Raw genomic sequence first — 11,863 nt, 5'->3', positions numbered from 1 at the left:
GTGTTAATGCGATTGCAGGTACACATAGCGGGCTTGCAGCGCGTTATAGATATAATTCTGCCACATCATAATCACTCGATTTTGCCCATAGCTGTGACTGCCATACGTTTGAATAATCAGCCGTCCATCAACGCAGACTACCGCCGTTGCGTAGCTATCCTTGATGGCTGAACGCGCCCCCCACAATAATTGGGCGTCACTTCCGGGTTGCAATTTCATTAGATCGCCCAGGTCAAAGATATCCCATACCCAAAAATTCGACGGGTTGGTCAGGGCAATCCCCTCGTTGGGGAAGTGATGAATGGGATGTTCGCCGTTGATCGGGAAGAGTAGTTGTTTGTCAACGGGCACATTGATCCAGTCTTGTTGGAATTTCACCCCGCACCGTCCTAATATTACGGCAATCTTTCCAGATGCAATATCATCAATATCCCACTCTTCAATGATGATCGAACTACCGGCATTCAACGAATCGTTGAGATAAACATAGAATTCCCCCGAGATATTTTCTCTGGCCTCCTTGGCTGAGATAATCAAATCCCACCCCTGGCCTCCAGGACCACCCGAAAGTAACTGAGTCTTAAAATGCCCCATTGCATCGTTCACATCCACATAGCTCATGCTCATTGCGTCCAACGCAGGTTGAACAAACCCGAAAATTGCCATATCTTCAAAAAGCAAAATATTGGCAGTCCGCATCCAGGCTTCAAAATCAGCCTGATTGATCGTTGGTTGTGCGCCCGTCGGCGGTTGTTGTGGCGGTTGATTTTGCGTGTCTTGAGTATCTACCGTTTGTGGTGTATTTGTGGGTGAAAGGGTGTTTGTGGGTTGCGGCGTGTTCGAGGGCTGTGCATTCACCGTTGCCTGCACATCCAATGCCATTTGCGTTGCATTTTGGGCAGTTTGCGTTTCTTGAACTTGACGCGCCGACTGTTCCTCATCGACTTCGTCTGCTGCCGCCTGGTCATCTTCGGCTTGAGCCGTCAGGGTTTGATTTTGCGCAAATTGCGTCGCTTGCACATTGATCGCTACCTGGGTTTGGTTGCTGCTTTCTGTTGTCGGTGTATTGCAGGCCAGGCCAACCGCTAGGACAAAGAGAACGGGTAACGCGAAAAATAGCAGGGGATATATTCGCTTGGGGCGTAGGAAAGTATTCATCTTTTTCTCCTAAAAAGTAAAACCAGTTCTTATTTGCCCAATAGCACCTGCCGGATCGTTTTTGGCGCAACTCCGGCGGCGGCATCTTCATGGCCCAAGATAATGTTGGCTAACATCAATTGTAAATCAGGAATATTCTGAGCCGACTCAATAAAACGAGAAATCAACAAGGGGTTGATATAGAGCTTGCGAATGCGCGCCAACATCACAAAAAGGCGTTGAAAATGACGGCGCAATAAGGCATTATAAGCCACAAAATCATCCGACGAGAAATCGCCACGCCTGAACATACCTTGAATATGCTCGGCGGCCAGCCTCCCGCTTTCCAGGGCAAAGTCAATTCCCTCTCCGGTGAGGGGGTTAACTAATCCGGCAGCTTCGCCAACGAGCAGGCAACCCTGCCCAAATGTTGCCGCGGTGGGGAAATCCATCCGGATCGGGAAGCCTTTTACCGGCTCCAGGGCAATCGCGTTCTTCAACATTTCGCGCACTGTTTCTTGCGCAATGAAATCATTGAAAACCTGATTGGCGTTTTTCGGTTTCCAGTGGCGAGCAATCCCGTGCGGCCAGTAGCCAACGCCAATATTGGCCATAGTATCCGAGATGGGAAATACCCAGCCATAGCCCGGTAAGGGAATCCCGTCGAAATAGGCGGCCACATTTCGGCTCAACCCGCTGACGCCATCCAGATACTGGCGCGCCGCCATAATCATCGTGGGCTGTCTTTTGATAATTCTTGTATTTTTGAGCAGTTTTAAATTTGCGCCGGTCGCGATAATCCCCATCCGGGCTTCAATTTCGATATTTTGTTGATTATGCTTGCCTGAGATGAGAATTCCACGGGCGGTTTTCTCGATATTGTGGATATTGGTCTTCCCCTTGAAGATTGCCCCGGCCTGGATGGCTCGCTCAAAAATGAGTTGATCCAGTTTAAACCGCGGGATGGTCACCAAATAATTGGGCAGGTTCTCCTTTTGGGGGATGGGCATGTGCAGGTGTTGCTGCCGCGGTGCAAAGAGATGGATGCCATCAATCCGGAAACCCTCCCGGTGGACATCCTCCAGAAGACCCATTTCGCTGAGTATATCCAGCGCGCGCGGAGTAAGTCCGTCGCCGCAAGTTTTATGCCGTGGGAATTCAGCTTTATCGAGCAATAATACATTATAGCCCTGTTTTGTCAAAAAATAAGCCGCGGAAGATCCGCCCGGACCCGCGCCGATGATGGCGATGTCGTGTTTTGGAGATGATAGGGTAGCCGCCAAATCACTAACCTTGCTCAAACGCGCCCACAATATTGAGTACTGCCTGGCGCGAGAGTTTTTCCTCGCCGCGTTCTAACGCTTCAAGGGTGGCATACGCAAGGGAGCGCGGAATCTCAACGAAGTGCATGAAAGTTGTGAGCGGCAATGTTTTAGCGTAGCTACTGAACCCATCCAGGTTTTCGCGCGCATAGGTAAACATCTGCTCAAAACTCCAGCCATCGGGAAAATAATCGACGCCGCGGGCCAGGTCATCAACCCGGTTGCGGAGAATATTCACCGTTTGCAGCCCGCGCCCAAACTGGATGGCGTGCGTGCGGTGGATTTGTACCTTTTCAAACCAGGCCCAAATATCACACAGCAGCAGGCCAACCGCGCCAGCCACACCATAGGTGTAGCGGTCCAGGTCCGATTGATTATCTACCCGCCAGTTATCCACTGCCCACTGTGCCATGCGGTCAGACATGGTGGCAGTTGCTTCCCATACGCGCGGGGCGATGAATGTGGGCGCATAACAGGCCCATTCGCCAATCCGCAGTGTGACTTCGGGCAGTTCGTCGCGGTATTCACTGAAGAGTTGGGCAAACTCGGCATGGGCAAATCTTTCGACCGATGTTTGCGCCTGCAAGATACGGCTAATGCCATGCAGCAGTACAGCCTTAACCTGCCCATCCAGCGTGGCATGGTCTTCAATCTCATCAATTGCTCGCAAACAAAGATACCCCGCGGCGACAGCATCACGCAGCCCGGCGGGTAATTTAACAATGGGTAGATAAAACGTGCGACTGGTGAGTTCGAGCATTTGCATAGCTTCAGAATAGCTTGCCATTGCGTGATTCCTTTACGGGTAAAAGTATTTTATTCGCCGGAGCGCTGCACGCTGAATGCAACACTTTGGTTGTATTCATTCCCGGCAAGATCAATGGCCCGGATGGTCAGAGTGTGTTCGCCAATCCGGGGGAGCCAGGGTAGTGCGAAGGGGGGTTGAATTTGTATATCGAGCGCCTGATCATCAAGCAGATATTCAATTTGCAGCAAGCCCAAATTATCGCTGGCCTGTACCTGGAAGGTGATGGGCGTGGCAGGCTGATACTCGAAAACCTGCCCTTCTTCAGGGTAGATAATCGCCGCATCGGGCGGTAAATTATCCACCGTAACCTGGATGGTGTGCGTATCCACGCGTTGTCCGCTGCGCAGGACGATTAGCTGGATGGCGTATAGCCCGTTTAAATCGCGGGTATCCCAACTGCCGAGCCACTGGTTGCGAACCGGAGTGGTGATATCATCAGTGATCGCCAGCCAGCTTTGGGGGTTGAGTCCCTGCCCAACCTGTAAACGATAGGATGTGAAATCTGTTCCAGTTGCGCTGCCCTGAATTTCCACATTGCCGGTGATGGTGGTGAAAATTTGCGGCGCAATAATTTCTGCCTCTGTTGATGGGTCAGGCATGTGGATGACATCATAAGCGCTGGGCGGGGCAAGGATTGCGCTTTGAGCGGCCCAACTGTTGGCCTCAGGCGGCACCAGCATATAAACACGCGCTTCGATAAGCTCCGGGGGAGTGAACACCGTTGCCAGCCGTCCGGTTTCGCGATTGACTTCGTAGACGCGAAAAAGGGTGTCGGCCTGGGTGGGTTCGTGCCCGCTGAGAAAAACTTCGCTAACCAGGCTGGGACACTCCGCGGTGGGCAGCATCCCCGAAGGGTCGCAGACCGTCAGGGTGTTGATTCCCAGGGGCGCTTGCCAGCTTTCACTGGGAAGGTCGCGGGTAGCATATTGCATGATGGCGCGCCACAGAGCCGCGCTCATCTGCGGGGTTGGCGCGCCACCATGGGGGGAGTCCGCTGCATCCGTTCCCAACCAGACGCCCACCACCAATTGTGGTGTATAGCCAACGGTCCAGCTATCGGTTCCTTGCGCCGTCATCCCCATTTTTGTTGCCGTGGGTCGCCCGATTTCCAGCGAATTGGGATGCCCCAGGCTCGGCCAGCGCGCGGCTTCATCGCTGAGCATGTGGTTTATCAGGTAGGCCAGTTGCGCGCCGGTCACTGGCTGGGTATCGGCCTGCGAATTGCTGAACCAGATTTGCCCGTGCGTATCGGTCACCTGCGTGAAAGTGAGCGCGGAAAGTTCAGGGCCGTCATCGCCGGGTTGAATCTGCCCCGCAAAATTGCCCTCGTGCGCCAAGATACCGTAGGCTTGCGTCATTTCGAGCAGGGTTACTTCGCCTTCGCCCAGCAGATACGCGCAGCCCGGGCATTCGGGCAGGTTGTTGGCGCTGGTTTCAAATTGAGCCGAAATTCCAAATTGACCGATTGTGCGCCATACATTTTCGGCGCCGATCTGATTCATGGTTGCCAGAGCGGGGGTGAGATAGTCGTTGACCATTGCCAGGCGCAGGCGCACCGGCCCCTGATAGGCGTTATCGGGTTGGACGAGCTGGTTGATTTCGCTTCCGAAGACGGTAGGAATATCCCACAGCAGACTGGCGGGAGTGAAGCCGCGCGTGAACGCAGTGAGATAGACAAAGGGCGTTAGCAGTGAGCCAGGCGCGTGGCCGGGGAGGTGGGCGGGGTCGCGCCCGGGGGTGGTTTCACCGACCATCGCAAGCACCTGCCCCGTGAGCGGATCGAGCGCAACGATATTGGCATCCAGCGCTCCGGCAGGGAAGGTGTTTTCCAAAGCCAGCGCAGGCAACAGGCGGGCTGCGGCGCAATTTTCGGTGGCGATAACTGCGCCAGCCAGCTGCTGTAAATGATTCTGTGTTGCGCAAACGGCCTGTTGCTGCAAGTCGTAATCGATGGTGGTGATGATATTAAAGCCACCGCGTTCCAGACGTTGCGCGGGGATGTTGGGGGTGAGTTGTTCCCAAACCAGATTGACGAACGCCGGGGCGAGTTGCGTTTTTTGCGCCGGTGCAGTTTGAAATCGCGGCGAAATGGTTTGTGCCTCGGTCACTTCTGCCGCGGAGAGATAACCCTGTACCTGCATGGTTTCGAGTACCGTATGCCCGGCTTCGAGAATCGTATCGGGTGCATTAAAGGGGTTGAGGCTGGGTGATTGCGCGATCGCGGCCAGGATGGCGGCATCGCTGAGTTCGAGTTCGGCGATCTCTTTGCCCAGGTATACTTCGGCGGCCGCAGCCGCGCCGTAGATGCGATTGCCATAATAGGCGCTGTTGAGATACCACTCGAGTATTTTGGTGCGTCCAAAGTTGGCGGTGATTTGGGAAGCTAGCAGGCGTTCGCGCGCGCCCCGCCAGACGCTGTCGGGTTCGTCCCAGAGCAATAAGTCAGAAACGAGTTGTTGGGTGATGGTTTTTTCTGCTTTGATACGCGGGTCCAGCACGGTGAAGCCAGGATGTTGCCAGAAATCAGGGTCGCGGGTGGCAAGCGTAGCTGTGATGAGTTCTTCGGGGAATTTGTCGATGGGGGTGTAGTTTCGCGCTGAGAGCGCGGGGTTGTCCATCTCGAGCAAGATGTGTTCGCCGCTGCGATCATAAAAACGGGTAGGCTGCAAGAGCAAGCCGTTGGGGGGTTCCAGCAACAGAGGCAGGGTTGCCAGTGGGGGCAGGTCGCGAGTTAGCGAAGCGTAAAGCGCCGTGCCGAGAATGGCGAATAGCGCGATCGCCATACTGACCAGAATCGCAACACCTAAACCGGTGCGGCGCAGGGGCGTGTTATCGTATTTTTTATTGCGGCGATGACGTGAGCGTAATATCCCTGGGATGTTCGACATGGGAACATTGTACAACAGAAATGAATGCAGGTGATTAGGACTTGAGGGTTAGGTGCCCCCGCCCCCTGAATACCCAATTACCTAATCCCTTATTACCTGTTTTTGCTGCGCGATTTGCAAAATCTCGAATGCCGAGCGGAGGGTACTCTCGCTGACTTCGCCAAGCATTTGGGCAAGTTCTTGCAGGCGCTTGTCCCCGTCGATGGCTTCAGCCTGCGTGGTGGTGCGACCTTCTTCAAGATGTTTCTGTACGCGAAAGTGCTGATGACCAAATGCAGCCAGTTGTGGCAGGTGCGTAATACATAAAACCTGATGCTCCTGGGCCAACAGCCAGAGTTTTTCGCCCACAATCATGCCGACGCGCCCGCCAATGCCCTGATCAATTTCGTCGAAAATTAGGGTGGGGATGTGGTCGGCGCGTGCGAGGACGTTCTTCATCGCCAGCATCAAGCGCGAGGTTTCACCACCGGAGGCTACTTTTGCCAGGGGTTTCAGTCCCTCACCGGGGTTGGTTTCGATCAGGAATTCGACGCGCTCATGTCCATCGGGGGTGAAGACCACACGCTTGCCATCGGGCATTGGAATGCCATTGGGGTCCGGATCAACCTGAAAATCCACGGCGAAGCGCGCCCCAGACATGCGCAGATCGACCAATTCGCCTTCAATCGAACTTTGCAATAAATCTGCTGCAGCATGGCGTTTTTCAGATAAAGCCGCGGCGCGTTTGCCAAGTTCAGTCAATTGGGCAGTTTCTTCGCTCTGCAATTCGCTGATGCGTTCGCTGGCATGGGTGATGGCATCCAGCTCCATTTGCGCGTTTTTACCAAAGGCGATAATCTCTGCAATGCTGTCGCCGTATTTGCGTTTGAGCGCGTTGATCATATCGAGTCGGTCTTCAACTTGATCGAGGCGGCGGGGATTAAATTCGATATTTTCCAGGTAGTCGCGCAGAGTGTGGCTGAGGTCGGTGAGTTCTTCGAAGATGCCGCTGGCCTGTTCGTGAAGCGTACTTTGAGAGGCATCGGCCTGGGCCAGGGCAGCCAATGCTTGCAGGGCTTCCCCGAAACGGTCGCTGATGGAGGGGTCTTCAGGGGTGCTCTCATCAAGCAGTAATAAGGCTTTTTGCCCTTGCGCGGAGAGTTTTTCGGCATTTGCCAGGCGGTTGCGTTCTTCGATGAGGTCAGTTTCTTCGCCCGATTTAAGTTTGGCAGTTTCGATTTCGTCGATCTGGTAGGTGAGCATATCGGCGCGTTGCGCAGCCTGGCGCTCGTTTTGTTGCAACTCTTTGAGTTCCTGGCGGATTTTGGTCAGCTCGCGATAGGTGGTTTTGTAGTGGTCAAAGACGGCCTGCAAATCGATATAGCGGTCGAGCAGGTGCAAGTGTTCGCGCACGCGCAACAACGAAAGGTGTTCCGACTGCCCATGAATATCCACAAGTTGTTCGCCCAATTCGCGCAACACACTTACATTGCTCATGCGTCCATTGATGCGCACGACATTGCGGCTGTCGCGGCGGATTTCGCGCCCCAGGGTGACGAAATCGGGATGGTCGAGCAGCGCTTCGCGGTCCAACGTGGCGTGAATGCTGCTACGAGTGCGTTCGGGAATCTTAAAGGTGGCTTCGACCAGTGCCCCTTCGGCGCCGCTGCGGATGAACGAACTGTCGGCGCGGCTGCCCAGGAGTGTGTTCAGCGCATCCATGATGATCGATTTGCCCGCGCCGGTTTCTCCAGTAAAGGTGATCAGCCCGGCCTGAAAGCGCAGTTGTAGCTGGTCGATAATGGCGAAATTTTCGATGTGAAGTTCTGTTAGCATAATATATAACTTGCGTTTTATAGCCTATTTCACCACAAAGACACGAAAAAGCACTTTCCGTCTCCGTGGTGATGATTTAACGATTAAAAACCAGGCCGCTAACCCGATAGTAGATTGTACTGGTAATCATAATGGCGTACGCGCCTTGCCAGATCAAGCTGTATAAGAGGCTCAAATCCAGCCCGTATTCAGGGATTGCGATGAGTATCAATACGAGTTCAAAAAGTGCAATTGGGAGGCTTCCCAAAAGGGCGGCGGCGGTAATTGTGCGGAAGAGATATTTCGAGCGACGCTTCTGGGTGACAAGGCGCACAGCTTCGGCGATTCCTGCTCCGGCCAGTGGCGCCAGGAAGATGACGAAAAATCCCAAATTGGGGATGATCCAGCTACCCAGAAAGGATAGCAAGCCTGTGAGGATGAATCCGCTGAGATAGTCGTACCAGAGCGCGGTCTCGAATATTTTTTGATGGCCGCGGATGCAATCTCGGCAGCGATAGCCGGTGGGGGTGTGTATGGCACACTTGCCGCAGATCAACTTCTCGCAACGATTGCAGCGCAGGCTGGTTTCTTTCTTGGGGTGGTTAGCGCAGTAAAGCGCAGTTTCGGTCGCAGTTTCGGTCATGGTGTTTTTTTGATGGCAGGATTATTGTACATGTGTGGAGTCAGGTTGCGGTAGAAATAACCAGGGTCCTGAATGCGCACAAATTGAACACTATGTTCACTGGCGCGGGCGTGGATGCTGTCGCCATCTTGCAGTTGAATTGGTTTTTGCCCATCAATGCTGATGACTGCCTGATGATCGGTATGTACAGTAATTGCGACGGTTGATCCCTCAGCGAGGACGATAGCCCGGTCAATGGAAAGGTGTGGGGCGACGGGAACCAGGAGGATATTGCGCAACTCCGGGGGTAAAATCGGGCCGCCTGCCGCAAGCGCGTACGCAGTGGAGCCGGTGGATGTGGCTGCAATCAGGCCATCGGCAACGTAGGTGGTTAAAAACCGCTCATCAACGCTGGTATCCAGATGTACCGGGCGCACGGTTTCTCCCCGGCTGACGACGATTTCGTTTAACGCTTGCCATTGGGCAATATTTTCGTTGCCGCGCCATTGTTCAGCGCGGAGCAGCATACGCCGTTCCAGCCAGGATGCACCTGTCAATACCTGGGAAAGTATATTTTGCCACTCGGGGTGTTTAACTTCCATCAGGAAGCCGAATTTCCCCATATTAATACCAAGAATAGGGACGCCATAAGGGGCGCACAAACGCCCGGCGCGCAACATGGTGCCATCACCGCCGAGAGCGATGAGTAGATCAACATCTCCAGCGGCGACCTGTGCCTGTAAATTTTCATCATACAGATAATCGTGGCAGGCGCTCCGCCCTTGAGCTTGAAGAAATAATGAAATTTCCTCGGCTTCCTCAAATGCGGTGGGAATATCCGGGTGCGCGGCGACGACAATATGTTGAAAAGGTGCTGTATGGCTGCTCATGAGGTCAATTATAGCGGTAAGTTGGCATTCAGTGAACTGTATCCGAGAAGCCGATTATAATCTTTGATCGCACATTGAACGATAGCCACAACGCTGGCAGCGCGGCGGGGATTGGTGCGAGCGATTGATTTTACGCAAATGGCCTTTGGTGCGGATTTCAGTAATCAGTTCAATCAATTGGGTTTCTAGCTCTGGGGTGTAATCAATGCGATAGGTGCGGTTAGGATAATGCAAAACGCCATAGGCTGGACGCACGCGATAGTGCTTCCCAACCAGATAGCAGTACGCAGCCAATTGGAAGATATGTGAATCATAAGGCGCTTCGGCCACGCGGGTAGATTTGACTTCGACAGGAATGATCTGCTTGCCTTGCTGAATTAAATAATCGGGCCGGCCAGTCAGCCCCAGGGCGTTATCATAGAGCGCTTCTTCAACGGGAACCCAGCTATGGGTATCGCTGTAGATGACTTCCCCTCCAGGGAGTCCGCTGACTTTTCGCTGGCTATTTGCCCACCAGAGCAATATCAACCCAAAGATGAATAAAAGAATCGCAAGAAGAGACATAGGTAGAATTTATTGAGGCCGGAAAACTATACCAGTGACGGTTAAATGGCCTTGAGTGTAAAGGTGATTGCGAGCATAATCAACCCGGCGAGCAATAACAAATATGCCAGAGAACGGATGATCCCGCTGGCGAGGACAGCGCGTCCGTGACGTTCATGCAGATCGCGCCCTCCAGCAAGTTGCTCCACATTTTCAGAAGAGATACCTTGCTGCCGGTACCACCAGGCCCGTTGACAATAAAGAAAGGAACTAATGTCCGAAGCGCGTATTTTTCGCATGATTTATTCTCGTTCAGCCAGTTTTTCCTCGAAGACGCGCAAACGCGCTTCGAGCCGTTCCTGGCGCAGACTCATGGTCAGGTCGCCGCGGGTGCGCTCTACGATACTGCGCAGAATATCCGTCATGCGGCGCAGCCCGCCGGTGATCGCATCGGGGTAATCCATCGTCACTAGCGCGGTGTAGATTTCATCCATCGTGTCCAATAGATAAATGGCTTCATCTGAATCGCCCTGGCGGAGTACATCCAGACTGCGTCGGCGCAATTCTCCCGCGGCTTCTGCCATACCTTTTAAGTAGGCTACTGGCTGAAGGTTGATCGCTTCGGGCGTTGGAATAGGTTGGTGGTTGACAAAGGCATAGGTGAGATGAGCTTCTGCATACTCTTTGAGGGCATCTTGTGTATAGCCTGCATAGAAGAAATCAGGATGCTCATCTTGATTTTGTGAAAGCGATGTGGCTAGTGCACGCGCCTCAGCGATATGCTGTTGTGCGGTTTCGTGTTCCATGCGGTGTACAGCCCGGATGGCATTAGCGCAATGCCGCGTCAGAAAACGGGCTTGTTTCAGCATTTCATCCCGCACTTTGGTGCGTGTTTCAAAAGACTCGTGAACTTGTTCGATGATGGAATCAAAATTGTGCATGGCTATTTCTGTGGCGGACGAAAGAGATGCTCAGCCAGCGAAGTTCCGCCGGGGAGGTTGATCTGCCCGAATTTAGCCTCATATTTGGCTAGATTCTCGCCCAGAGCATTGTGAAAAAGTTTAGCACTCAAGGGACTCATTAAAACACGCGTTTGAATCTCTGCCGGTGGGCCGCCGGGCACCACCAGGGCAAAATCCAATACGATTTCAGAGGGGGAGTGCGTGATGCGCGCTAAATTTACATAAGCCGGTTCTACATTTTCGGCGATTTTTAGCGAGAGAATTCTCTTATCCGGTTGTTCAGATTTGACTGTCATGGAAAGACTCCTGTTTCGAAAAAGGGCATCTGCTTGTGCAGACGCCCCTGGTAGCGTTGGGTCGTTAGAATGGAATATCGTCATCGGCTTCGGGCGCTGCTGACACCCCACTCGATTGGAAGGTTTCATCTTCTCCACGGGTTGACATAAACTGAACCGATTGAGCTGTAATTTCAAAAGATGCGCCATAAGAACCGTCACTGCGTTGGAAAACGCGCGGCGCCCCGGTTTGGCGGTCAGCAGTCAGGCGCCCCTCAATGAGCACTTTGCTGCCGCGTTTCAGATACTGGTTGCAGGTTTCAGCCTGACGACCCCATGCCGATACGCGGAACCAAACCGTTTCGTCGACGCGCTGTCCATCCTGACCGGTGTATTTCCGATTTGTGGCTACGGAAAAATTGGTCACGGCCTGACCACTGGGGGTGTAGCGCATTTCGGGATCGCCGCCCAAATTGCCCACGATAATGATTTTTTGGAACATGAGTTTCTCCTTTGCGATATGGGTGAGTGGCCTGTCTTTTTGTTTCCGGGCGTTTGCCGCTCGGTGCAGTGCCAAATTACTCTCACCTGACTATTAGAACAATTGTACTCGAAATTGATG

Annotated in this window: 12 protein-coding genes; all 12 read right to left on the bottom strand. The window is 53.3% G+C overall.

Annotation, left to right across the window (positions count from 1 at the left end; genetic code table 11):
- Window positions 1–3: 3 nt before the first annotated feature.
- Window positions 4–1,158, bottom strand: coding sequence for a hypothetical protein (locus HN413_07675; GenBank protein MBT3390275.1), 1,155 nt, complete (start codon window positions 1,156–1,158; stop codon window positions 4–6).
- 29 nt (window positions 1,159–1,187) lie between these two features.
- Complete coding sequence (locus HN413_07670; protein MBT3390274.1) at window positions 1,188–2,438, bottom strand: geranylgeranyl reductase family protein; 1,251 nt, start codon at window positions 2,436–2,438, stop codon at window positions 1,188–1,190.
- On the bottom strand, window positions 2,425–3,246 hold the full coding sequence (locus tag HN413_07665) for a phytoene/squalene synthase family protein (protein ID MBT3390273.1): 822 nt from the start codon (window positions 3,244–3,246) through the stop codon (window positions 2,425–2,427). Before HN413_07665 ends, HN413_07670 begins: the two co-directional genes overlap by 14 nt.
- A 29-nt stretch (window positions 3,247–3,275) precedes the next feature.
- Window positions 3,276–6,155, bottom strand: coding sequence for a hypothetical protein (locus HN413_07660; protein ID MBT3390272.1), 2,880 nt, complete (start codon window positions 6,153–6,155; stop codon window positions 3,276–3,278).
- Between the two features lie 81 nt (window positions 6,156–6,236).
- Window positions 6,237–7,970, bottom strand: coding sequence for a DNA repair protein RecN (gene recN / locus HN413_07655; GenBank protein ID MBT3390271.1), 1,734 nt, complete (start codon window positions 7,968–7,970; stop codon window positions 6,237–6,239).
- A gap of 76 nt (window positions 7,971–8,046) precedes the next feature.
- Window positions 8,047–8,592 (bottom strand): hypothetical protein, encoded by a 546-nt coding sequence (locus HN413_07650; GenBank protein MBT3390270.1) that lies wholly within the window; start codon window positions 8,590–8,592, stop codon window positions 8,047–8,049.
- Window positions 8,589–9,461 (bottom strand): NAD(+)/NADH kinase, encoded by an 873-nt coding sequence (locus HN413_07645; protein MBT3390269.1) that lies wholly within the window; start codon window positions 9,459–9,461, stop codon window positions 8,589–8,591. The genes HN413_07650 and HN413_07645 overlap by 4 nt, the downstream gene beginning before the upstream one ends.
- Window positions 9,462–9,515: 54 nt before the next feature.
- Entirely contained in the window at window positions 9,516–10,025 is a 510-nt protein-coding gene (gene cas4, locus HN413_07640) for a CRISPR-associated protein Cas4 (GenBank protein ID MBT3390268.1), read from the bottom strand.
- Between the two features lie 41 nt (window positions 10,026–10,066).
- Window positions 10,067–10,303 carry a hypothetical protein gene (locus HN413_07635; protein ID MBT3390267.1) on the bottom strand — a complete coding sequence of 79 codons (237 nt, stop codon included), beginning with the start codon at window positions 10,301–10,303 and terminating at the stop codon, window positions 10,067–10,069.
- A 3-nt stretch (window positions 10,304–10,306) separates the two neighbouring features.
- Complete coding sequence (locus HN413_07630; protein ID MBT3390266.1) at window positions 10,307–10,927, bottom strand: haloacid dehalogenase; 621 nt, start codon at window positions 10,925–10,927, stop codon at window positions 10,307–10,309.
- 20 nt (window positions 10,928–10,947) lie between these two features.
- On the bottom strand, window positions 10,948–11,262 hold the full coding sequence (locus tag HN413_07625; protein MBT3390265.1) for a DUF3467 domain-containing protein: 315 nt from the start codon (window positions 11,260–11,262) through the stop codon (window positions 10,948–10,950).
- 64 nt (window positions 11,263–11,326) lie between these two features.
- Window positions 11,327–11,743 carry a single-stranded DNA-binding protein gene (gene ssb / locus HN413_07620; GenBank protein MBT3390264.1) on the bottom strand — a complete coding sequence of 139 codons (417 nt, stop codon included), beginning with the start codon at window positions 11,741–11,743 and terminating at the stop codon, window positions 11,327–11,329.
- Window positions 11,744–11,863 lie beyond the last annotated feature (120 nt).

The organism is Chloroflexota bacterium (assembly GCA_018648225.1).
Lineage (GTDB): Bacteria > Chloroflexota > Anaerolineae > Anaerolineales > UBA11858 > NIOZ-UU35.
Note: the sequence above shows the minus strand (reverse complement) of the source record. Positions and strands in the feature narration are given on the sequence as shown.

Coding starts and splice junctions, on each gene's coding strand:
- HN413_07650 (MBT3390270.1), bottom strand. CDS start 8,592: ATGACCGAAACTGCGACCGAAACTGCGCTTTACTGCGCTAACCACCCC.
- ssb (MBT3390264.1), bottom strand. CDS start 11,743: ATGTTCCAAAAAATCATTATCGTGGGCAATTTGGGCGGCGATCCCGAA.
- HN413_07635 (MBT3390267.1), bottom strand. CDS start 10,303: ATGCGAAAAATACGCGCTTCGGACATTAGTTCCTTTCTTTATTGTCAA.
- HN413_07660 (MBT3390272.1), bottom strand. CDS start 6,155: ATGTCGAACATCCCAGGGATATTACGCTCACGTCATCGCCGCAATAAA.
- HN413_07625 (MBT3390265.1), bottom strand. CDS start 11,262: ATGACAGTCAAATCTGAACAACCGGATAAGAGAATTCTCTCGCTAAAA.
- cas4 (MBT3390268.1), bottom strand. CDS start 10,025: ATGTCTCTTCTTGCGATTCTTTTATTCATCTTTGGGTTGATATTGCTC.
- HN413_07675 (MBT3390275.1), bottom strand. CDS start 1,158: ATGAATACTTTCCTACGCCCCAAGCGAATATATCCCCTGCTATTTTTC.
- recN (MBT3390271.1), bottom strand. CDS start 7,970: ATGCTAACAGAACTTCACATCGAAAATTTCGCCATTATCGACCAGCTA.
- HN413_07665 (MBT3390273.1), bottom strand. CDS start 3,246: ATGGCAAGCTATTCTGAAGCTATGCAAATGCTCGAACTCACCAGTCGC.
- HN413_07645 (MBT3390269.1), bottom strand. CDS start 9,461: ATGAGCAGCCATACAGCACCTTTTCAACATATTGTCGTCGCCGCGCAC.